Source organism: Citrobacter sp. C5_2, assembly GCF_014596845.2.
Taxonomy (GTDB): Bacteria; Pseudomonadota; Gammaproteobacteria; order Enterobacterales; family Enterobacteriaceae; genus Citrobacter; species Citrobacter werkmanii.
The window spans coordinates 1,625,429-1,647,391 of sequence record NZ_CP115032.1 but is presented as its reverse complement, the minus strand read 5'-3'; the positions used below and the strand labels follow the sequence as shown (position 1 = coordinate 1,647,391).

Annotated in this window: 19 protein-coding genes; 3 read left to right on the top strand and 16 right to left on the bottom strand. The window is 54.4% G+C overall.

Annotated features, from left to right (window positions below; genetic code table 11):
* Window positions 1-32: 32 nt before the first annotated feature.
* The 8 genes from menE to ICA20_RS07870 form a co-directional block, all read right to left on the bottom strand.
* On the bottom strand, window positions 33-1,445 hold the full coding sequence (menE, locus tag ICA20_RS07905) for an o-succinylbenzoate--CoA ligase (RefSeq protein WP_038642274.1): 1,413 nt from the start codon (window positions 1,443-1,445) through the stop codon (window positions 33-35).
* Window positions 1,442-2,404: an o-succinylbenzoate synthase gene (gene menC, locus ICA20_RS07900; protein ID WP_038642276.1), complete on the bottom strand. Its 963-nt coding sequence runs from the start codon at window positions 2,402-2,404 to the stop codon at window positions 1,442-1,444. Before menC ends, menE begins: the two co-directional genes overlap by 4 nt.
* On the bottom strand, window positions 2,404-3,261 hold the full coding sequence (gene menB, locus ICA20_RS07895; protein WP_038642278.1) for a 1,4-dihydroxy-2-naphthoyl-CoA synthase: 858 nt from the start codon (window positions 3,259-3,261) through the stop codon (window positions 2,404-2,406). Before menB ends, menC begins: the two co-directional genes overlap by 1 nt.
* Before the next feature lie 14 nt (window positions 3,262-3,275).
* Complete coding sequence (gene menH / locus ICA20_RS07890) at window positions 3,276-4,034, bottom strand: 2-succinyl-6-hydroxy-2,4-cyclohexadiene-1-carboxylate synthase (protein WP_038642280.1); 759 nt, start codon at window positions 4,032-4,034, stop codon at window positions 3,276-3,278.
* On the bottom strand, window positions 4,031-5,701 hold the full coding sequence (gene menD, locus ICA20_RS07885) for a 2-succinyl-5-enolpyruvyl-6-hydroxy-3-cyclohexene-1-carboxylic-acid synthase (RefSeq protein ID WP_038642282.1): 1,671 nt from the start codon (window positions 5,699-5,701) through the stop codon (window positions 4,031-4,033). Before menD ends, menH begins: the two co-directional genes overlap by 4 nt.
* A gap of 87 nt (window positions 5,702-5,788) precedes the next feature.
* Window positions 5,789-7,087, bottom strand: a complete 1,299-nt coding sequence (menF, locus tag ICA20_RS07880; RefSeq protein ID WP_038642284.1) for an isochorismate synthase MenF — start codon at window positions 7,085-7,087, stop codon at window positions 5,789-5,791.
* A 104-nt stretch (window positions 7,088-7,191) separates the two neighbouring features.
* Window positions 7,192-7,497 carry a stress response protein ElaB gene (elaB, locus tag ICA20_RS07875; RefSeq protein ID WP_006683669.1) on the bottom strand — a complete coding sequence of 102 codons (306 nt, stop codon included), beginning with the start codon at window positions 7,495-7,497 and terminating at the stop codon, window positions 7,192-7,194.
* Between the two features lie 63 nt (window positions 7,498-7,560).
* The gene (locus ICA20_RS07870) at window positions 7,561-8,022 is read right to left on the bottom strand and encodes a GNAT family N-acetyltransferase (RefSeq protein WP_038642287.1); all 462 of its coding nucleotides are present in this window, start codon (window positions 8,020-8,022) and stop codon (window positions 7,561-7,563) included.
* A gap of 67 nt (window positions 8,023-8,089) precedes the next feature.
* On the opposite strand from ICA20_RS07870, the gene rbn reads away from it, so the two are divergent.
* The 3 genes from rbn (at window position 8,090) to ICA20_RS07855 (ending at window position 11,707) form a co-directional block, all read left to right on the top strand.
* Window positions 8,090-9,007 (top strand): ribonuclease BN, encoded by a 918-nt coding sequence (gene rbn / locus ICA20_RS07865; protein WP_038642289.1) that lies wholly within the window; start codon window positions 8,090-8,092, stop codon window positions 9,005-9,007.
* A 64-nt stretch (window positions 9,008-9,071) separates the two neighbouring features.
* Window positions 9,072-10,076: a chemotaxis protein gene (locus tag ICA20_RS07860; protein WP_038642291.1), complete on the top strand. Its 1,005-nt coding sequence runs from the start codon at window positions 9,072-9,074 to the stop codon at window positions 10,074-10,076.
* A gap of 194 nt (window positions 10,077-10,270) precedes the next feature.
* Complete coding sequence (locus ICA20_RS07855; RefSeq protein WP_038642293.1) at window positions 10,271-11,707, top strand: hypothetical protein; 1,437 nt, start codon at window positions 10,271-10,273, stop codon at window positions 11,705-11,707.
* Between the two features lie 57 nt (window positions 11,708-11,764).
* Here ICA20_RS07855 and nuoN read toward each other — a convergent pair whose 3' ends face one another.
* From nuoN to nuoG, 8 genes are all read right to left on the bottom strand, one after another.
* Window positions 11,765-13,222 carry an NADH-quinone oxidoreductase subunit NuoN gene (gene nuoN, locus ICA20_RS07850; RefSeq protein ID WP_038642295.1) on the bottom strand — a complete coding sequence of 486 codons (1,458 nt, stop codon included), beginning with the start codon at window positions 13,220-13,222 and terminating at the stop codon, window positions 11,765-11,767.
* 6 nt (window positions 13,223-13,228) lie between these two features.
* Window positions 13,229-14,758: an NADH-quinone oxidoreductase subunit M gene (gene nuoM, locus ICA20_RS07845; protein WP_003027692.1), complete on the bottom strand. Its 1,530-nt coding sequence runs from the start codon at window positions 14,756-14,758 to the stop codon at window positions 13,229-13,231.
* 228 nt (window positions 14,759-14,986) lie between these two features.
* On the bottom strand, window positions 14,987-16,828 hold the full coding sequence (gene nuoL / locus ICA20_RS07840) for an NADH-quinone oxidoreductase subunit L (RefSeq protein WP_038642298.1): 1,842 nt from the start codon (window positions 16,826-16,828) through the stop codon (window positions 14,987-14,989).
* The gene (nuoK, locus tag ICA20_RS07835; RefSeq protein ID WP_006683663.1) at window positions 16,825-17,127 is read right to left on the bottom strand and encodes an NADH-quinone oxidoreductase subunit NuoK; all 303 of its coding nucleotides are present in this window, start codon (window positions 17,125-17,127) and stop codon (window positions 16,825-16,827) included. Before nuoK ends, nuoL begins: the two co-directional genes overlap by 4 nt.
* Window positions 17,124-17,678, bottom strand: coding sequence for an NADH-quinone oxidoreductase subunit J (nuoJ, locus tag ICA20_RS07830; protein WP_038642300.1), 555 nt, complete (start codon window positions 17,676-17,678; stop codon window positions 17,124-17,126). The genes nuoK and nuoJ overlap by 4 nt, the downstream gene beginning before the upstream one ends.
* A gap of 11 nt (window positions 17,679-17,689) precedes the next feature.
* Window positions 17,690-18,232, bottom strand: a complete 543-nt coding sequence (nuoI, locus tag ICA20_RS07825) for an NADH-quinone oxidoreductase subunit NuoI (RefSeq protein ID WP_003028062.1) — start codon at window positions 18,230-18,232, stop codon at window positions 17,690-17,692.
* 14 nt (window positions 18,233-18,246) lie between these two features.
* Window positions 18,247-19,224 carry an NADH-quinone oxidoreductase subunit NuoH gene (gene nuoH, locus ICA20_RS07820; protein WP_003028063.1) on the bottom strand — a complete coding sequence of 326 codons (978 nt, stop codon included), beginning with the start codon at window positions 19,222-19,224 and terminating at the stop codon, window positions 18,247-18,249.
* Window positions 19,221-21,947: an NADH-quinone oxidoreductase subunit NuoG gene (gene nuoG, locus ICA20_RS07815; protein WP_038643275.1), complete on the bottom strand. Its 2,727-nt coding sequence runs from the start codon at window positions 21,945-21,947 to the stop codon at window positions 19,221-19,223. Before nuoG ends, nuoH begins: the two co-directional genes overlap by 4 nt.
* Window positions 21,948-21,963 lie beyond the last annotated feature (16 nt).

Genomic DNA, 21,963 nt, shown 5'->3' with positions numbered 1-21,963 from the left:
TAGCGACGGAATGGCAAAAATGAGAAATGTAATTAATGTTTTCTTAATGTTAATGATGAAGCACTTACCCAATCCGCCAACGCGCGACGAGAGATTTTAATCCCTCCGGCTTTGAGCTCGGGCGGCAACGTCAGCCAACAAACCGGTTGCTGAAAACGGGCCAGCTTATCCTGAACCCACTCTGCAAGATTGGCATCGCCAGCATCGGTGTCATACTCGACGACCGCCACCGGACGATGACCAAACTCTTTATCTTCTAACGGGACAATAAAGGCCTGCAGAACCTGCGGATGCGCTGCAATCACGCGTTCCACTTCTTCTGGCTGTATGCCTTCCCCGCCGCTAAAAAACAGATTGTCCATGCGGCCGATAATGGTTAATTTGCCGTCCTTTAACACCCCACGATCGCGGGTGGCAAACCAGCCTTCCGCGTTAACCAGAGGGGTAAGCTGCCCGTTGCGCCAGTAGCCTTGCGCCATGCTGGCCGCACGCAACCAGACTTCGTCATCCACGATTCTGACTTCTCTGCCCGCTAAGGCTGAACCGACATCTGCCAGACCATCCGCCTCTTTCGCACAGACGGTGGAAGCGAATTCCGTCAGTCCATAACCGCACCAGCAGCGAATCCCCTGATCGCGCGCCTGCTCCGTCAACTCAACAGGAATAGCCGCGCCGCCCAGCAGCACCGCTTTGAGCGTAACCGGCGTTTTATTGACCAACAAGCGCCACAACTGAGTAGGGACCAGCGAGGCATGGGTGCAGCCGATCAGCATTTGTTCCAGCGGCTGCTTGTCGCGCACGGTCATTCGCGCTCCGGCAAACAACCAGCGCCATAAAATACCCTGGCCGGAGACATGAAACAGCGGCAGTGAAAGCAGCCAGTCATCTTCAGCGCCAAACGGCATTAATGACAGCACCCCCTGCGCGCTTGCCAGATGCGCCTGACAGGTGTGAACCGCCGCTTTTGGCAATCCGGTGGAACCTGAGGTTAACGTCATTGTGCTCAAGCGCTGAGGCAACCACGCGGCGGCATGTGCGCCAGGTAGCGCCTGCATCTGCAACGGATTCAGCCCCGGGAACGCGGTAGCCGCCTCCAGATCCAACGCAAAACGTAGCGTTAAGTCCGGAACCAGCGCGTCAAGCAACGACTGTGGCAACTGCGGGTTCACAGGTAAAACCCGCGCCCCACATTGCAGCAGCGCGAGCCAGGCCAGTAAGGCTCGCGGATGATTCCATGCGCGGAGCAGGACGCCATCGCCCTCTTCCACGCCCTGAGCGGCAAACCCGCAGGCCAGATGATCGACGCGCGTGCAAAGCTCACTCCAGCTTAATACTTCATCGTTGAGGCGCAGGGCTGGCGCCTGCGCACGAACCTGTCGCCAGTCGCGCCAGGGCCAGTCAGTGCCCGCTAAGCTCGCGCTAGCAGGCGTTTCCCATGAGGTCATAGCAGGCGTTCCAGCGCATCAACGGCAATACACGGCAACGCGCTACCCGGCCAGGCGCGTACCTGCTGGCACTGCATCAGACTCAGCGTGTCCAGACCCGGAATGGTCTGCGGCGTCAGCCAGGCGGCAATTCTCGCCAGTTGGGTTAAGCCAAGACTCGACTCAATAGACGAACTAATAACGGCGGTGAGACCAAGCGCATGCGCCGCCGCAACCTGTTCACGCACTTTGTCGAGACTACCGGTCAGCGTCGGTTTGATAACCACAGCCTTGACGCCCTCTTCGGCTTCAAAGGTGAAATCCGCTTCGCGCAGACTTTCGTCCCAGGCGATAGCGATGCCGGTTTCACGTGCGAATGCGCGTGAGTCATCGCGCGTTTTACATGGTTCTTCAAGGAAGGCGATGCGCCCACGATACTCAGGATTGACGTATTTCGCGAACTGTTGGGCTTTCAACGGCGTCCAGGCACGGTTGGCGTCAAGTCGCAGATGCAGCTCCGGAATCGCCTCCAGCAGCAGATTGGCTACCATCCCGTCGCGAACCGCTTCATACAGCCCAACCTTGATCTTGGCGACTTTTTCGCCCGGCATATCCGCCAGTTGCAGCACCAGATCGTCAGGATCGCCCGTACACAGAGGCGCAGCACGATAGTCTGCAGCCTCCGGCAGAGCGTCTGCCAGTTCGGCCAGCGCACAGCTTGCGCCAAAAGCGACAGAAGGCAGTTGTGGTAAAGAAGCATCCCCTTGCAGCCAGCCTTTCACCCAGGCCAGCAGCTCGGTTTGCGCCTCTTCCCAGCTTTCCTGACTAAAGCCTGGCAGCGGGGAGATCTCTCCCCACCCTTCACGCTCGCCGTCACGCAGACAAACATACAACCCATCACGCGTTTTTAACCGCCTGTCGCGCAGAATCACCCCCGCGTCCATGGGGATCTGCCAGCGGTATACCTGCGCGCTACGCATTACGGATTCCGTTTGAATTTGCTGAAGTCAGGCTGACGTTTCTGGTTAAAGGCGTTACGGCCTTCCTGACCTTCTTCCGTCATGTAGAACAGCATGGTGGCGTTACCGGCCAGCTCTTGCAGGCCTGCCTGCCCATCGCAGTCGGCGTTCAGCGCCGCTTTCAGGCAACGCAGCGCCATCGGGCTGTTTTGCAGCATCTCACGGCACCAGCGTACGGTCTCTTTCTCCAGATCTGCCAGCGGAACCACGGTGTTGACCAGGCCCATATCCAGCGCCTGTTGCGCATCGTACTGACGGCACAGGAACCAGATCTCACGCGCTTTTTTCTGACCAACGATACGGGCCATATAAGAGGCACCCCAACCGCCGTCGAAGGAACCCACTTTCGGGCCGGTCTGACCAAAGATGGCGTTTTCTGCCGCAATGGTCAGGTCACACATCATATGCAGCACATGGCCGCCGCCAATGGAGTACCCTGCTACCATCGCCACGACCGGTTTCGGGCAGGTACGAATCTGACGCTGGAAGTCCAGCACGTTCAGGTGATGCACACCGGAATCATCCTGATATCCGCCGTAGTCGCCACGCACTTTCTGATCGCCACCTGAGCAGAACGCTTTGTCACCCGCACCGGTCAAAATGATCACGCCGATGTTATCGTCATAGCGGGCATCCGCCAGCGCCTGGATCATCTCTTTTACGGTAACAGGACGGAAAGCATTGCGTACCTGCGGACGATTAATGGTGATTTTGGCGATACCGTCGGTGGATTTCTCGTAGAGAATGTCGGTATAGCCTGCAGAGCAATCGTGCCATTCTACCGGTGCGTAAAGCATTGTTTCATCAGGATAGATCATAAAATGTCCTATAGTCAGCGACGCAGAATCTGAGCCAGACAGTCCACCACGCCAGCGGGGTTGTCCCGATGCGCGTTGTGTCCGGCATTACGAATCACATGGTTTGGTACTGACATTTCCGTCGCCAGCGCGCGGAATTTATCGTCACGTTCACCACATAAATAATAAAACGGAAATGTGCGCGCAGTGAGTCGCGCACGTAAATCAGGTTGTACGGCAAGCGAGGTGGCCTCCAGCATCGCCGCCAGCGTATGCCCGTTATTCTGGCTACGCAGATCGACCAGCGCCTCTCTTTGCGCCGCATTCAGCGAGGAAAATACCGGCTGTTGATACCAGTCATTAAATACCTCACGCAGCGGTTCAGCGCGAAAACGCGCGGCCCAGCGGCCATCTGAAAGGCGACGTTGAACGCGCGCCTCCTCGCTTTGCAAACCAGGATGTCCACCCTCAACGACCAGACCGCAAAGCCCGGGCATCTCCTGACAGGCCGCCATCATCGCGACTCTGCCGCCAAGAGAGTATCCCACCAGCCAGTAGCTAAGTATGTTGTAACTAAGCAAGGTGCTACGCAATAGCATACAAACATCATTGAACCCGCTCACCTTGATGTCGGCGGAACCGCCGTGTCCCGGCAGGTCGATATACAGCCGCGAATAATCCTGAAACGCTTCGCCGACCGTCTGCCATTCCCGACAGTCGCCGGAGAACCCGTGCAGGAAAACCAGCCAGGGTGATCCACTCTGGCTAACGCTCGCCTGGGCGTGCAGGATCATAGATGGCTTACCTGCGCCAGCAGTTGCTGCAGGGTTTGCGCCCCGTCAGTTTCGTTCACCACCAGCTCAATAACCGTTGCCGCAGGAGTACGCCAGGCATTTGTCAACGCGCTCTCCAGTTGCTCCCAGTTTTCTGGGCGCTGATATTTGAGGTTAAACATGGCCGCGGCATGCTCAAAGTGCACGTTCTGCGGCATCAGATAGAACCGTTCACGTTCACTTGCCGGCGTCGGCAGCAGGGAAAATATCTGCCCACCGTTATTATTGACCACTATCAGGACAAACGGCGCGGAAACTTGACGCAATAACGCCAGCGCATTAAGGTCATACAGTGCAGATAAATCACCGACGATAGCCAACGTAGATTTTGCGCTAGCGCGCTGTACGCCCGCCGCCGTTGACAGCAGACCGTCAATGCCGCTCGCGCCGCGGTTGCTATAAACTGGAAAACCAGCCGGAAGCTGCGACAGCGCATCAATCAGGCGCACGACCAGACTGTTACCCACGAACAGTTGCCCTTGTTCGGGCAGATACTCGTGAATACGATGGGCTAATTGCGCTTCACCAAACACGTCGCGACGGGCTTCCACCGCCTGCCATGCCAGTTGCGCCAGGCGCGGGATTTCCACGCACCAGGGTTGGCGTTTTTCCGCCGGGTGTAGATCCAGCCAGTCACCCACCTTCGCCACCAGCCTGCGCCCACGATGATGCGCCGGATCAAGGCGACCTTCGATATTATCGACAATCCAGTATTCCTGCGGATCGCAGCTGGCCTGCCATTGCAGGAGTCGTTTTCCGGTCAGGCTACTGCCAAGCTGCACCACTATCTGCGCCTGCTGTAACTCAGTCACCGCCTTCGCATTCCCCAACCACAGGTCAGCACACGGCAGGGGTTGTCCGGTTTGCGACAAGACATCGCCAATCAGCGGCCAACCGAGCATCTGCGCCCATTGCGCAACTTTCTTGCCCTCTTCCGCGCTCATACGACCCGCGATGACGACGCCGCGCTTTTGTCGCCAGAAAAACCAGTCACGTTGTTTGTCGCTTTCCAGCCGACGCGCTTCACGTAGCCAGGGCTTGTCGTCCTGCCACCAGTCGCCGAGGCGTTGCTGCCAGGCAATACCCGTTTCGTCCATGTCGCCATACAGCGGTTCCGCAAAGGGGCAATTAATATGAACCGCCCCGCTATGCAGCGCGGCCAGGGCATTATCAATGGTGGACACCAGCCAGCTCGCCGGAATATCCTGCGTCGGGCGCGGTAAAGAGAGCGTTTGCGACGGATGAGAAGCAAACATGCCGGCCTGACGAATCGCCTGATTAGCGCCACAGTCGATAAGTTCCGGCGGTCGGTCAGCCGTGAGTAAAATCAGTTTTTCACCGGTCAGGCCCGCTTCAATCAATGCGGGATACAGGTTCGCCACTGCCGTACCGGACGTGACAATCACGGCGACTGGCTGGCGACTCACTTTTGCCAGACCTAAAGCCAGATGCCCAAGACCACGCTCATCAAAATGGGTATGGTGGATAAAAGCAGGATTTTCCGCTGCTGCCAGCGTCAACGGTGTAGAACGAGAGCCAGGGGCAATGCAGATATGCCTGACGCCGTGGCGAGTGAGTGCTTCCAGTATGACCGCCGCCCAGCGTCGGTTAAATGCGCTTACTGACATGAGATTGTCCGGTATCAATATTGCGACACAGTATAGAGAATCGAATAAATGGATTTTTGATATGAATCGGAAATATACACGAAATCACTATCCTTCCATCTGTAATAAGGTGCGTAACCCTGCCGCTTTATTGTCTATTTCTTGCCATTCTTGCTCAGGATCTGAACCACGCACGATCCCCGCGCCGGCATACAGGCGGACCACGTTGGCGTTAATTTTTGCCGAACGTAATGACACGCAGAATTCACTTTGGCGCAGAGAAAGATAACCTGCAGAACCGGCATACCACTCGCGCTCAAAGGGTTCATTTTGCCGGATGAATTCGCGCGCCAGCTCACGCGGAATGCCTGCAACTGCCGCCGTAGGCTGGAGTTGCATCAGGCAGAGCGTATCGTCGGCCTGATTCAGTTCCGTCCAGATACAACGGCGTAGATGCTGCACCTTACGCAGTCTGAGCACCTGCGGGGGGAGCACATCAAGGGTTTGCGTACAGCCTTGCAGCCGCTGGCAAATATCCTCGACCACCAGCATATTCTCGCGCTGGTTTTTATCATCTTTCATCAACCACTCGCCTAACTGCCAGGCGCGATGATCCTCGGCGTGATTGGCAACGGTTCCGGCCAGCGCTTCGGTGCGCAGCGCCGTGTCGCGCCGCCGATACAAACGTTCAGGGGAAGAGCCAAGAAAAGCGGAGTCGGCAGAGAATGCCATAAAGAAATGGTAGCAGTTAAGGTTCAGGCGACGGCTGGAAGCCATCACCGCAGCGGCATTCACCGACTGTGAAAACTGTAAATCTGTTGCTCGCGCCAGCACAACTTTGTCGAGTTCTTCGCCATTGATGGTGTGCGTGGCAAGCTTTATCAGATCTATCCAACCGGCTTTATCAGGCCAGTGCTGTTCTCCCGTCAAACTCAAACGCAGCGCGGGCAATGGTTTAACATTGGCCAGCGTGGAAATAAATTCAACCGCGCGTGCGGCGTCTTCACGCAGCGAAACATCACTGTAAAGGTGTAACCGTAAGCTCGCCACTCCGGCGCAGCGTCGCCATTCCAGTCGCGGTAACAACAAATTGCCGTGCCGAGGCTCGAACGCATTGAGGCCCCAGATACGCAGGTCAGGTTGATTGTCGTGCTGACGTAAAAACTGCTGAGCAGATGCCAGCGAGGAAAACGTGGCGACAGCCCCCAGCACAGCGGCTTCTTCGTCGCCGTTACGCTGCTGCCAGTAAAACTGGGGCCAGACGGGTTGACTGGCCAGCCATCCTAAAGCGTCAAACGCATCGTTCAGAGGGAAAGGTATGTCGTAAATACGAATTCCAGGTGCTGCCGGTATCTCTTGCGACAAATGACGCATCAGACCTTCCAGCGCAGTAGTGATTGATTGCACGCGGACCTCTCCCTGTTAAAAACCTCTCATTATACGGGGTACTGAACAGAAAAAGCAGTACCCCGAGTTAGGGAGTACGAACAAATGCGATGACGGAGCGGAATTTATCGCCGCGCTAACAATAATCCCATCACTAAACCGACCGTGGCGCCAACGCCAATTCCGCGCCAGGGTTTTTCATGCACATAGTCATCCGCCCGGCAAACGGCCTTTTTCGCGCGGAAATAATAATTGTCAGAAGCATGGCTGACGCGATTTCTCACCTCTTCTAACGCCCGCTCCGCCCGCGCTTTTAACTCAAGATATTTTTGATCGGCCGGATCGCCGGAAGAACGCAACACCTCTTCCAGCGTTTCGCTCAAGAGTTCCAGATCATCATCGATACGTGATTCATAAGATTGAAAAGACATTGTATTCTCCCTTTCTATTGACGTATCCGCTAACTATAGACAACCTGGACCGTTTGCGCCTGTTTAAGCCTGATGTGCTTCTCGCGCCATTCCGATGTGTGGAATCCCGTCTTCGTCATAAATATCCGTCACCGGCATAAAACCAAAGCGCGCATAAAACGGTTGCAGATGCGCCTGCGCGCCCAGATACAGCGCCTTGTGCGGCCAGTGTTGCGCACAGGATGCCAGCGTCTGGGTCATCAATTGTTGCCCCAGTTTTGCGCCGCGTAGCGCTTCGCTGACTATCACCCGGCCAATGACCACCGGCTCCAGATCGTCATCGCTTTTCAGAATCCTCGCATACGCCACCAGCTCATCATTGTGCCAGCCCAGAATGTGCCGATTTTCGCCAACCAGATCGTCGCCATCTACATCCTGATATGGACACTGTTGTTCAACAACAAATACCGCGCAGCGAAGCTGAAGAATGGCATACAGTTCTTGTGTACTCAGCTTTGCATGGTGGAGATCTTGCCAGTGAATCATTGTCTGCCCCTTTGTTGTGATAACCTGAACACCCTGCCTTAGCGATGGCGAAAAGTGTAACGCAAAGATGGAATTACTATTTTTAGGCACGTCAGCGGGAGTTCCTACCCGCTCACGCAATGTAACGGCAATTTTACTGAATCTGCAACACCCGACTCAGCCGGGGCTGTGGCTTTTCGATTGTGGCGAAGGAACACAGCATCAAATGCTCGCCACACCGTTCAATCCGGGAAAACTCGACCGTATCTTTATCAGCCACCTGCATGGCGACCACCTGTTTGGTTTACCTGGATTGCTGTGTAGTCGTTCGATGGCCGGGAACGTCAAGCCACTGACGCTTTACGGCCCAAAAGGATTACGGGAATTTACCGAAACCGCTTTGCGTCTGAGCGGTTCATGGACTGACTATCCTCTGGATATTGTGGAAATCACCGCGGGTGAAATCGTCGATGACGGCCTGCGTAAGGTAACGGCATATCCACTGGAACATCCGCTGGAATGCTATGGTTTTCGCATTGAAGAACACGACAAACCAGGTGCGCTAAACGCCAGTGCGCTGAAGGCGGGTGGTGTTAAATCCGGTCCGTGGTTCCAGGAGCTGAAAGCCGGGAAAACCATCGTCCTGGAAGATGGTCGCGTAATTAACGGTGCCGACTTTCTTGCCCCGGCCACCAGGGGAAAATCCGTGGCGATTTTCGGCGACACAGGCCCTTGCGCAAGTGCCTTCGAACTGGCAAATGGCGTGGATGTGATGGTGCATGAAACTACACTGGACGCGTCAATGGAGGAGAAGGCCAATAGCCGTGGACACAGTTCAACCCGACAAGCCGCGCAACTGGCGCTTAAAGCGGGTGTCGGACGCTTGATCATGACCCACGTTAGCTCACGCTACGATGAAAAAGGCTGTCAGCGATTACTCGAAGAGTGCAGAGCGCTATTCCCGGCAACAGAACTGGCTCACGATTTCGCCATTTTCACCGTTTAACGCTCTATTTTTTCGCTTCAGTGCCGATAACAGAGAAAAGGCTGGCTTTCACACTGAGGACAGGATGAACAATTTCCAGAAAGATATTGATGACAGGACCAATCTAACCCTGTCTAACCGTTTTGAACTGCTGCTGTTTCGCCTCGGCAAATCCATCGAGGAGCAGAAATCAGAGCTGTTTGGCATCAACGTATTCAAACTGCGTGAAATCGTGCCGATGCCGACGTTTACGCGTCCGGCGGGAATGAAAGCTCCGCTGTTAGGTATGGTGAATATTCGCGATCAAGTGATCCCGGTGATTGACCTGCCGGCGGTGGCGGGCTGTAAACCAGAGACCGGGCTCAACATCCTGCTCATTACGGAATACGCCCGCAGCGTACAGGCGTTTGCGGTGGAGTCAGTGGAAAACATTATGCGTCTGGACTGGCAACAGGTACATACCGCCGAGAAAGCCGTCAACGGTCGCTACATCACCAGTATCGCCTGCCTGGATGACGACAAAGAGACCAACAACCTGGCGCTGGTACTTGATGTTGAACAAATTCTTTACGACATCGTACCGTCCAATCACGATTTACGCGCGACAGACCTGAAAACCAGTAAATTCAACATCACGCCGGGTGCGGTGGCGATTGTGGCAGAAGATTCGAAAGTCGCGCGCGCGATGCTGGAGAAAGGGCTTAACGCCATGGAAATCCCGCATCAGATGCATGTGACAGGTAAGGATGCGTGGGAAAAAATCCAGCAGCTTTCCGCAGAAGCGCAGGCGGAAGGCAAGCCAATCACTGAGAAGATAGCCCTGGTGCTCACCGACCTGGAAATGCCGGAGATGGACGGTTTTACGCTTACCCGTAAAATCAAGACCGATGAACGCCTGAAGAAAATCCCGGTCGTTATCCACTCCTCGCTTTCCGGTAGCGCCAATGAAGATCACGTTCGCCGGGTTAAAGCTGATGGTTATGTGGCAAAATTTGAGGTCAATGAGCTCTCTTCTGTGATTCAGGAAGTCATGGAGCGCGCAGCGAAAGACATTAGCGGTCCACTGGTGAGCCGTCAGCTTTCGGCCTGACGCCCAACCAGCCCCCTTACTCTGCGGTTCTCCAACGAGTAAGGGAGTCGTTCCCCCACAAAAATAATCTCCTTACCATACCCTCCCTTTAATTATCATTAAAAATTGCCGCTTTTAGATATCAGCCGTTGAGTCAAAAAAATAGCCTCAACAATTATCCTACATGATTTTCACATTTCTAAGCAGGCAGTGACGTGGATAAACACCGTTTCATAAAAGATCTCCAAAAACATGCAAAATCCCTGGCCAAATACAAACTTAATTTAGACATCGACAATATCAAGAATACCTTAATCGCAGGCCAGCAACATATAGAGGAGAATGAACAATCTGTCACCTTAATCAATAACCTCATACCACTCACGACAAGAGATATCACTGAAAAAGACGTAGACATTATTCTTCCTATAATTTCAGGATACTGGATGACGCTCCTGCGCTCCGCGCAATATAAGATTTTCTTTTATGGCACCGATAGTCATTATCTCAGTTTTAGTACTATTATCGCGGATTGTTTTCAGTCACAACTTGTACATCTGGACATCACCGCAGACGTTGAACACTGTATCCAGACCATCAATCATCCGTCACCCGATAATGCAACTAAAATTCTCATCTATGATGATGAAGGGAGCCATATTTTAAGAAGAAAATTCGACTGCGCGAATGTCTTCTCTTACATCTACTATAGTCCTCTACGTGTGACCTGTGGGACTAACAAAAAATATGCCATGTATCTGGAACATGAATACAAAAAATACAATACACAGATTATTGATAATGTCGTTACCGGGTCGTCATATGCCTGGTGGGGTGTACCAACACAATTGACTACCTGTACAGCCAATATGTCCGTTAAAAGTGGTGATACTGCCTTTGCCCTGGCTATCACTGAACATCTGTCTCAGAGTGGCAAGTTAAAAAACCATATTCATATCACGAGTTTTTTTGATTTACACCATGAATTGGCCAGAAGTAAAGGCACCTTTAACAGTGGTGTATTTAAGGAGCTTAAATTTTTCGCCAAAAAAAATAATATCCCATACATTCAATATGATGAAGAAATTTTCACCAGCAATCATGATGAGATATACCAACCGGCGTCAATTAGCAGTAGCATTGAAAAAAACCTGTTAAGTTTATTTATATCTGAAGCAAAGTTGATAGCCGCAATAACAGACATTGTTAACCATAAATATCTCAACTTTGACTTTCATATGTTAATTGATGAGCAAAGAAATGAAAGTTCAATGTGCGAAGAAGAAATGGATAAACTCAGCATACAGCGCGGCAGCAATCATTCCAAACTTTTTCGTCATAAGGAATCATTGAGTTCGAATTCTCGTAATATTGAGAAAATGGTCCACAATGCTGAGAAGAATAAATACGCTATGTATATAGTATTTCCCCCTCAGCCACAGAAATATATAGAAAACATTAATAAAGAAATGGTCAATGAGGCTTTTTCATTTTACCAACAAATCACATTAAATAAGGAAAACATTGTACTTATCGATATGAGTGGTGACCCGGACTTTACTCGTCACGACTTTCAGGATGGCGACCACTTAAACTTTAATGGTGCGATTAAATTTATACAGAAACTTCAGGCCTATGGCATCACAATATAGATAAAAAAAAAGAGTCTGGACATTGCCCAGACTCTTTTTTGTTTACAGCATGATGTATTACATCAGCGGTGCCGCTAACTGCACAATGCTGATCAGCGGTTGCGGCCAGATACCCAGCACCAGCACCAACAGAGCAGAAATCAGCACCACGATCCCACCCGCGCTGTACTGCCAGTTAGACGGCGCATCGCGGTTCAGTTGTTGCGGCGCGCTCAGGTACAAGCTCACGGCAACACGCAGGTAGTAGTACAAACCAATCGCGGAACCGACCACCACGGCAGCAACCAGCCACCACAGGTTAGCCTGCACACCGACCGCCAACACGTAGAACTTACCGATAAAGCCCAGCGTCATCGGGATACCCGCCAGAGACAGCATCATTACCGTCATCACTGCCGCGAGGATCGGGCGATGCCAGAACAGACCACGGTAGGAGAACAGAGAATCTGCATCCGGGCCACGGTACGGGCTGGACATCAGGCTGACCACACCGAACGCGCCGAGGCTGCTGAACAGGTAACCGGCCAGGTAAACGCCAACCGCTTCCATCGACATCTCGCCGCTCTGCAGGGCAATCAACGCCACCAGCAGATAGCCGAGGTGAGAGATGGAGGAGTAACCGAGCAGACGCTTGATGTTGGTCTGGCTCAGCGCCATCAGGTTACCGAAGATGATGGAAGCAAAGGCGATCACGCCCAGCACGGTACGTACCGCTTCGCTGTCGCCAACCGGCGCATACAGGAACAGACGCATCACTACGCCGAAGATAGCGATTTTGCTCGCCGTCGCCAGGAAGGTGGAAACCGGAGCCGGAGCGCCCTGGTATACGTCTGGCGTCCACAGGTGGAACGGAACCAGCGAGAGTTTAAAGCCGAGGCCAACAATCATCAGACCGAAGCCCGCCAGCAGCAGCGGTTCGTGCAGCATGCCGTCGCCAAGGCTCTTACCGAGCGCAACAAACGACAGGTTGCCAGACTGCGCGTACACCAGCGCCATACCGAACAGCAGGAAGGAAGACGCTGCGGCAGACAGAATGGTGTATTTGATACTGGCTTCCAGAGAACGTTTCTGACGGAACGCGTAGCCAACCAGACCAAACAGCGGCAGAGAAATCAGTTCGATACCGAGGAACAGCGCCGCCAGATGGTTAGCATTTGCCAGCAGAATACCGCCGAGTGCAGCAATCAACACCAGCAGGTAGAACTCTTCCCGGTTGTCGTCGTAACCTTCCAGCCACGGGTAAGCAAAGGTACAGGTGGCAAGACTCGCCAGCAGCACCAGCCCGGTATAGAGCATGGCGAAACCGTCAACCCGCATCAGCGGGGTGACGTCCATGGCGCCCGCCTGGCCAACAAACCAGAGCGAAACCAACGCGGCGTTAAGCCCAATGACCGACAGCGTGGCATTGAGGAAGTGATTGCGTCGCCACGCAATGGAGAGCATCACAACCACCACCGTCAAGCCGACGATCAGCAGCGGTAGCAGCGCAATCAGGTGTTGTGGAGTTATTGTCATGGCGATTTACGGCCTTGTAGTAGTAACGGAATTAACAAACCACTGCTGGATGTTGCTCATCGCAGAATGCGAGGTATCCAGAATCGGCTGCGGATAGAAGCCAAGCAGTACCAGAAGCACGACCAGCAACAGGATGATAAACAGCTCACGCAGCGACATCCCTGGCAGTTCTACACTGGCAATCTGGCTCTTCGCCTTACCAAAGTAAGCGCGATGCAGCATCGCCAGCGAGTATACAGAGGCAAACACCAGACCAAAGGTCGAGATCACGGTAATAACCGGAACCACCTGGTAGCTGCCGAACAGAATCATAAATTCGCCAACGAAGTTACCTGTACCCGGCATACCCAGCGTACAGACTGCGAAGAACATGGACAGCGCAGGCAACCATTTCATTTTGCCCCACAGACCACCCATCATGCGCATGTCACGCGTGTGCAAACGTTCGTACAGCTGACCACACAGGATGAACAGACCGGCTGCTGACAGACCGTGCGCAATCATCTGAATTACCGCGCCCTGGTAAGCCAGTTGGCTGCCGGTGTAGATAGCAATCAGCACGAAGCCCATGTGGGATACGGAGGTATAGGCAATCAGACGTTTGATGTCGTACTGATTAAAGGCCATCCACGCGCCGTAGAAGATACCAATTACGCCAAGCCACATGGCGATAGGCGCAAACTCCGCCGACGCGTTCGGGAACAGCGGCAGAGAGAAACGCAGCAGACCGTAGGCTGCGGTTTTCAGCAAGATCCCCGCCAGGTCAACGGAACCTGCGGTCGGAGCCTGGGAGTGCGCGTCCGGCAACCAGCCATGCAGCGGAACCACTGGCATTTTCACCGCAAAGGCGATGAAGAAGCCCAGCATCAGCAGGTATTCCACGCCATGGGACATCGGGGTATTCAGCAGCTCTTCATAGTTGAAGGTCCACACGCCGGTCGCTTTGTAGTGCACAAACACCAGCGCCAGGATGGCAATCAACATCACCAGACCACTCGCCTGGGTATAAATGAAGAACTTGGTCGCCGCCGTGATACGCGTTTTCCCGTCAGAGGCTTTATGCCCCCACAGCGCGATCAGGAAGTACATCGGCACCAGCATCATTTCCCAGAAGAAGAAGAACAGGAACATGTCGATGGCCAGGAACACGCCGATCACGCCGCCTAAGATCCACATCAGGTTCAGGTGGAAGAAGCCCTGGTATTTTTCGATTTCATTCCAGGAGCAAAGGACCGCCAGAACGCCGAGCAGGCCGGTCAGCACTACCATCAGCAGCGACAAGCCGTCGATTGCTAAATGGATAGAGATGCCAAAACGTGGGATCCACGGCAGGACAAACTCAGACTGCCACTGCGGAATACCCGCAGATTGCGTCAGTGAATAGCCGCCCTGCAACCACAGTTGCAGGCCAAGCGCCAGCGTCAGTCCCATGGTAATCAGCGCGATCCAGCGCGGCACCTTCACGCCAAAGCGTTCGGTCTGCCAGCACAGGAAGCCACCGATGAAAGGGATTAATATCAACCAAGGTAATAACATGGTGATCTTTGTTCCTTGTTTAAGTCCCGTTCAGGCTATCTCACTCGTCATAGTGAACCCCGGCTGTGCTCGCAACCCTCACGTACTTCAGTACGCTCCGGTTGCTGTGCGCGGGCGGTGTCCACTCTGACTTTGCCGATAACGCCTGTCCTTTTGGACCTGATTTTCAACGAATTTTAAAAATTCTCTTTGGGTTTGTTGTGTCGGGCACAATACCAACCCTCAAACTCAACGCAGTACCATCAACAGTGCCAGCACAACGACGGCGCCAATGCTCATCGATGCCACATACCAGCGCAGATAACCGTTCTCGCTTAACAGCAGGCCTTTACCTGCAAAGCGGGAAAGGACAGCCGGAATGTTCATCATTGAGTTCAGCGGGTCGCGTTTCAGCAGCCAGGCAATGCCCAGGAACGGCTTAACGAATACTTTGTCGTACAACCAGTCAAAGCCCCAGGCGTTATACCACCAGGTACCCAGCAGACGGCCCGGCGCACTGTTGGCAATCGACGTCACAAGCGTACGTTTACCCAGCCACAGCCATGCTGCGATCAGGATGCCCGCAATCGCGACGATACCAGAGGTAATTTCCAGCGTCATGACGCGACCATGCTCAAGTTCGGTCGTTGCAGGCAGCACTCCCTGCAGCGGCGGTACGATCAGCGCGCCAACAAAGGTGGACAGGATCATCAGCACAATCAGCGGCAGATGATGGGTAATCCCCTTCCCGGCGTGAGCGTGAATTTGTTCTTTACCGTGGAATACGATGAAAATCATTCGGAAGGTGTACAGCGAGGTCATAAACGCACCGACCAGTCCTGCAACCATCAGATTGATATGACCGTTCGCCATCGCACCGACCAGAATCTCATCCTTACTGAAGAAGCCTGCGGTAATCAGCGGCAGAGCCGACAGCGCCGCGCCGCCCACCAGGAAGCAGAGATACACCAGCGGAATAGATTTACGCAGGCCGCCCATCTTGAAGATGTTCTGTTCGTGATGACAGGCCAGGATAACCGAGCCGGACGCCAGGAACAGCAGCGCTTTAAAGAAGGCGTGCGTCATCAAGTGGAAAATCGCCGCATCCCATGCCTGAACGCCGAGCGCCAGGAACATGTAGCCAATCTGGCTCATGGTGGAGTAAGCGAGAACGCGTTTGATGTCGGTCTGTACCAGCGCGGCAAAACCTGCCAGCACCAGCGTGATCGCACCGATAATCCCCACCAGATGCAGGATTTCCGGGGTCATCAGGAACAGACCATGGGTACGTGCAATCAGGTAGACACCAGCGGTAACCATCGTCGCGGCGTGGATCAGCGCGGAGACAGGCGTCGGGCCGGCCATCGCGTCAGCAAGCCAGGTCTGCAACGGCAGCTGTGCGGATTTACCTACCGCACCACCCAGCAGCATCAGGGTCGCCCACATCAGCATGTTGTTGCCGTCGGCAAAGTGCGCAGGCGCCAGTTCAACCATTTCGCGGAAGTTCAGCGTGCCCAGCTCGTTGTAGAGGATGAACAGCGCGAAGGCGAGGAACACGTCACCGACACGGGTCACCACGAAGGCTTTCATTGCCGCAGCGCCATTCTTCGGATCGCTGTAGTAGAAGCCGATCAGCAGATAAGAGCACAGACCCACGCCTTCCCAACCGAGATACATCAGCAGCAGGTTATCCGCCAGTACCAGAACCACCATGCTGGCGATAAACAGGTTGGTGTAAGCGAAGAAACGAGAGTAGCCCTCTTCTCCACGCATATACCAGGAGGCGAACATGTGGATCAGGAAACCGACGCCGGTCACCACGCTGAGCATAGTCAGCGACAGACCATCCAGCACCAGGTTAAAGCCGATGTTGAAGTCACCGACAGACATCCACGTCCACAGCGGCTGACTGTAGGCTTGTTGACCATTAGCAAAGAAGTCAACGCCAACAAACGCCGTCACCAGCGCAGCCAGGCCGATAGAGCCAACGCCCACGGTAGCGGACAGATTTTCTGACCAACGACCGCGAGAGAACGCCAGTAATACAAAGCCAATAAATGGCAGAATAATGGTTAAGGCAAGCATGTTCATCCACGCATCTCACTTACTGAATCGATGTTCAGGTTCTGGCGACGGCGATGAAGTTGCAGCAACAGCGCAAGTCCAATGCTCGCTTCCGCAGCCGCGAGGCTGATGGCGAGAATGTACATCACCTGACCATCGGTCTGGCCCCAGTAGCTTCCGGCGACCACAAAGGCCAGCGCGGAGGCGTTAATCATGATTTCCAACCCAATCAGCATAAACAGCAGATTGCGGCGGATAACCAGACCGGTTAAGCCCAGCACGAATAAGACAGCCGCGAGGATCAGTCCATGTTGTAAGGGGATCATGCGTGCTCCTCCGTTCTTCTTTTCGCACGGTCATCGGTGCGATTGCTCAGTACTTCACCTGAACGCTCTTCGCGACCCACGTGGAAGGCCACAACCAGGCCCGCCAGCAGCAGCATCGAAGCCAGTTCGACCGCCAGTACATACGGTCCGAACAGGGAAATACCGACCGCTTTCGCGCTAATTGGCGTACCGTCGATGCCCTGATCGTTAACGCCAAGAATGGCGTACACAATCACCACCAGCATGATGGCCGACAGAATCGCCGGACCAATCCACACCTGCGGTTTCAGCCATTGGCGTTCCTGTTCAATTTCAGAACCACCGAGGTTGAGCATCATTACCACGAACACGAACAGCACCATGATGGCGCCCGCGTAGACGATAATTTCCAGCGCACCGGCGAAGTAAGCGCCTAACGAGAAGAACACCCCGGAAATCGCCAGCAGCGAAATAATCAGATACAGCAGTGCGTGTACCGGATTGGTGTGGGTGATCACCCGCAAGGTTGCGAGAATGGCTATCAGGCCACAGATATAAAAAGCGAACTCCATTGCCCCTCTCCTTACGGTAACAGGCTCTTGACGTCGATAGGCTTGGCTTCGTTCTCTGCTTCGCCCTTATCTTTGCCGTCGATTGCCATACCTGCCATCCGGTAGAAGTTATATTCCGGGTATTTGCCCGGACCGGAGATCAGCAGATCCTCTTTCTCGTAAACCAGGTCCTGGCGCTTGTACTCACCCAGCTCGAAATCTGGAGTCAGCTGAATAGCCGTTGTCGGACAGGCTTCTTCGCACAGGCCGCAGAAAATGCAGCGTGAGAAGTTAATGCGGAAAAACTCCGGATACCAGCGGCCGTCTTTGGTCTCTGCTTTTTGCAGAGAGATACAGCCTACCGGACATGCTACCGCGCACAGGTTACAGGCAACGCAGCGCTCTTCACCGTCCGGGTCGCGGGTCAAAACGATACGACCACGAAAACGGGGCGGGAGATAGACCGGCTCTTCCGGGTACATCTGCGTTTCGCGTTTCGCGAACGCATGCAGGCCGATCATCCAGATACTGCGTACCTGGGTGCCGAAACCTACGAACAATTCTTTTAAGGTCATGGTCTTTGTGTCCCTTATTGCGCCTGCCACAGAATGACAGCCGCCGTTACCAACAAGTTGACGAGCGTCAGCGGCAGACAGACTTTCCAGCCGAAGGACATTACCTGGTCATAACGAGGACGCGGTAACGACGCACGAATCAAAATGAACATCATCATGAAGAACGCGGTTTTCAGCGCGAACCAGACGAATGGCGGTAAGAACGGGCCATGCCAGCCACCGAAGAACAGGGTAACCATCAGTGCAGAAATGGTGACGATACCGATGTACTCGCCCACGAAGAACAGACCGAATTTCATACCGGAATATTCAATGTGGTAACCGTCGGCCAGTTCCTGTTCGGCTTCTGGCTGGTCAAACGGGTGACGGTGACATACCGCCACGCCCGCGATGGCAAAGGTGACAAAACCAAAGAACTGCGGAATAACGTTCCAGATATCAGCCTGGTTATTGACGATGTCGGTCATGTTGAATGAACCGGCTTGCGCCACCACGCCCATCAGGGACAGTCCGAGGAACACTTCGTAGCTCAGCGTCTGCGCAGAAGCACGCATCGCCCCCAGCAGCGAGTATTTGTTGTTGCTCGACCAACCAGCGAACAGTACCGCGTATACCGCGAGACCTGCCATCATCAGGAAGAACAGGATGCCGATGTTCAGGTCAGCAACAACCCAGTTTGGGCTCACCGGCACGATGGCGAAAGCCAGCAGCAGCGAGGTAAAGGCGATCATCGGCGCCAGGGTAAAGATGACGCGATCCGAGAATTTCGGGATCCAGTCTTCTTTAAAGAACATCTTGATCATGTCCGCAACCAGCTGGAGCGAACCGCCCCAGCCAACACGGTTCGGCCCGTAACGGTTCTGGAACAGACCCAGCAGACGACGTTCGCCAAAGCTCATGAATGCCCCGCAGGTGACCACCACCAGCAGAATCACCACCGCTTTGAGAATGCTCAGCAGGATCTCAATCAGATCGGGTGTAATCCAACTCATTGTTGTGCCTCCTGCAGATCCTCAAGACGCGCACCTGCCAGAACCGGCGCGATGCCAGGCATACCCATCGGTAAACCAACCTGCCCTGCCGTTAATCCTTCAGCGATTTCAACCGGCAGCGTGATCGTATTGCCATCGTAGCTGAAAGAAACACGGGTACCGGCATTAACACCCAACTTCGCGGCGTCTGCCGGGTTAAGTTTGATGTACGGCTGCGGCATACGGGTCTGGAAGACCGGCGCACGCTGGGACAATTCGTCGCTACCAAACAGATGGTAGTACGGCGCGATACGCCACTGACCATCCTGAGCTTCGAAGCTCGCCGGAACGGTAGTGAAGTAATCCATACCGCCCGCAGAGGCTTCAATCAGACGCACGCCCGGATCGCCATGACGCAGTTTACCGCCCACTTCATCCTGGAACTTGTTCCACGCCTGTGGGGAGTTCCAGCCCGGAGCCCAGGCAAACGGAATTTGTGAACGCGGCGCAGACGGCTGGTTGTTCCCTTCCATCGAGAAGGCGAACATGGTGTCTTTATCCTGCGGCTGACGAGGTTCATGGACGCTGATGTTAGCCCGCATCGCGGTACGACCGCTGTAGCGGTGCGGCTCACGCGCCAGTTTCTGTCCACGGATACGGAAGCTTGCATCCGGCGCGGCATCTTTGATCCCAGCCAATTGCGGCAGCTTCTCAACAACCGCGTCGATAACATGGTCGAGCTGCGTCCAGTCCACTTCACGGCTCTGCACGGTGCTGTGCAGCGAGTGCAGCCAGCGCCAGCTTTCCAGCATCACGGTGTTGCTGTCGTAGTAGGAAGGGTCATAGACCTGGAAGAAGCGCTGCGCGCGGCCTTCGTTGTTAATCACCGTCCCATCGCTTTCGGCAAAGCTCGCGGCGGAAAGCACCAGGTGGGCGTTTTCCATAATTGCTGTACGCTGATGGTCAACAACCAGTACCAGCGGCGCTTTCGCCAGCGCGGCATTAACACGCGTTGCTGAAGCATGGCGATGCAGGTCATTTTCCAGCACCACAACGGCGTCAGCACGACCTGTTTCCAGCTCGGTCAGCGCATCGTCAAGAGAACCACCGCCAATCATACCCAGACCCATGCTGTTAACAGAGCGCGCAATCATGGTAATGCCGACGTCAGCGCCACGACCTTTCAGCGCCTTCGCCACGTTGGCAGCAGCCTGAATTACTTCGGCGCTACCGGCGTTGGTGCCGGAAATAATCAGTGGTTTCTTCGCTCCGGCTAATGCCTGAACGATCACGTCAATTTTGTTCTGCAGGTCACGATCGATACCGTCAACCGCCGGGGCGTTGTTATCCAGCGCGTGGGCGATAGCGAAACCTAAACGCGCCTGATCTTCAACCGGCGCACGGTAGGTCCATGCAGCGATATCATCCAGACGAGTATTATCGACGTTAGTCACAAACAGCGGGTGCTTAGCGCGCTGTCCGATGTTAAGGATTGCCGCAATCTGCCAGTCGGCCACTTTCTGCGCCGCCGCCATTTCACGTGCTTTACCTTTCACCGCCTGACGCACCGCCAGCGCAACGCGCGCGCCGGTCTGGGTGACGTCTTCGCCCAGCACCAGCACCGCATCGTAGGATTCGATTTCGCGCAGCGCCGGGGTATGAATACCGCCGTCACGCAGCACGCTCAGCGCCAGTTGCAGACGTTCCTGCTCACCCTGGGCGATACCGGTATAGAAGTTATCCGCGCCGACCAGTTCACGCAGCGCGAAGTTGCTTTCAACGCTGGCACGCGGGGAGCCGATACCAATCACTTTCTTCGACTGGCGCAGAATATCTGCCGCGCCCTGCATCGCCTGTTCGGCGTTGAGCGTGATCAGATCATCGCCACGACGCTGTACCGGCTGACGCGGACGGTCTTTCAGGTTCACGTAACCATAGCCAAAACGACCACGGTCGCAGAGGAAGTAGTGGTTAACGGTACCGTTGTAGCGGTTTTCGATACGACGCAATTCACCGTAGCGCTCGCCCGGGCTGGTGTTACAGCCAATAGAACACTGCTGGCAGATGCTCGGCGCAAACTGCATGTCCCACTTACGGTTGTAGCGCTCGGAGTGCGTTTTATCGGTGAACACGCCGGTCGGGCAAATCTCGACCAGGTTACCGGAGAATTCGCTTTCCAGCGTACCGTCTTCCGGGCGACCGAAGTAGACGTTGTCATGCGCGCCATACACGCCCAGATCCGCGCCATCGGCGTAATCTTTGTAGTAACGTACGCAGCGATAGCAGGCGATACAGCGGTTCATTTCGTGAGAGATGAACGGCCCCAGGTCCTGGTTGCGGTGCGTACGCTTCGTGAAGCGATAGCGACGGAAGCTATGACCGGTCATGACGGTCATATCCTGCAGGTGGCAGTTACCGCCCTCTTCGCAGACCGGACAGTCGTGCGGGTGGTTGGTCATCAACCACTCCACAACGCTTTCGCGGAACTGTTTCGCTTCTTCGTCATCAATAGAAATAAAGGTGCCTTCGGTGGCTGGTGTCATACAAGACATCACCAGGCGACCACGCGTATCTTCCGCGTTTTGATATTGCTTCACCGCACACTGGCGGCAAGCACCGACGCTGCCCAGCGCCGGGTGCCAGCAAAAGTACGGAATATCAAGGCCGAGAGACAGACAAGCTTCCAGCAGGTTGTCCGCTCCGTTGACCTCATATTCTTTGCCGTCTACATGAATCGTAGCCATAGTCAGCATGCTTCCA

Bases quoted from the DNA above. Each gene is read 5' to 3' on its own strand.
- menE (WP_038642274.1), bottom strand. From the start codon at position 1,445: ATGACCTCATGGGAAACGCCTGCTAGCGCGAGCTTAGCGGGCACTGAC.
- nuoJ (WP_038642300.1), bottom strand. From the start codon at position 17,678: ATGGAGTTCGCTTTTTATATCTGTGGCCTGATAGCCATTCTCGCAACC.
- menH (WP_038642280.1), bottom strand. From the start codon at position 4,034: ATGATCCTGCACGCCCAGGCGAGCGTTAGCCAGAGTGGATCACCCTGG.
- menD (WP_038642282.1), bottom strand. From the start codon at position 5,701: ATGTCAGTAAGCGCATTTAACCGACGCTGGGCGGCGGTCATACTGGAA.
- elaB (WP_006683669.1), bottom strand. From the start codon at position 7,497: ATGTCTTTTCAATCTTATGAATCACGTATCGATGATGATCTGGAACTC.
- rbn (WP_038642289.1), top strand. From the start codon at position 8,090: ATGGAATTACTATTTTTAGGCACGTCAGCGGGAGTTCCTACCCGCTCA.
- ICA20_RS07860 (WP_038642291.1), top strand. From the start codon at position 9,072: ATGAACAATTTCCAGAAAGATATTGATGACAGGACCAATCTAACCCTG.
- menB (WP_038642278.1), bottom strand. From the start codon at position 3,261: ATGATCTATCCTGATGAAACAATGCTTTACGCACCGGTAGAATGGCAC.
- nuoH (WP_003028063.1), bottom strand. From the start codon at position 19,224: ATGAGTTGGATTACACCCGATCTGATTGAGATCCTGCTGAGCATTCTC.
- nuoI (WP_003028062.1), bottom strand. From the start codon at position 18,232: ATGACCTTAAAAGAATTGTTCGTAGGTTTCGGCACCCAGGTACGCAGT.
- nuoK (WP_006683663.1), bottom strand. From the start codon at position 17,127: ATGATCCCCTTACAACATGGACTGATCCTCGCGGCTGTCTTATTCGTG.
- ICA20_RS07870 (WP_038642287.1), bottom strand. From the start codon at position 8,022: ATGATTCACTGGCAAGATCTCCACCATGCAAAGCTGAGTACACAAGAA.
- nuoM (WP_003027692.1), bottom strand. From the start codon at position 14,758: ATGTTATTACCTTGGTTGATATTAATCCCTTTCATCGGTGGCTTCCTG.
- menC (WP_038642276.1), bottom strand. From the start codon at position 2,404: ATGCGTAGCGCGCAGGTATACCGCTGGCAGATCCCCATGGACGCGGGG.
- nuoL (WP_038642298.1), bottom strand. From the start codon at position 16,828: ATGAACATGCTTGCCTTAACCATTATTCTGCCATTTATTGGCTTTGTA.
- nuoG (WP_038643275.1), bottom strand. From the start codon at position 21,947: ATGGCTACGATTCATGTAGACGGCAAAGAATATGAGGTCAACGGAGCG.
- nuoN (WP_038642295.1), bottom strand. From the start codon at position 13,222: ATGACAATAACTCCACAACACCTGATTGCGCTGCTACCGCTGCTGATC.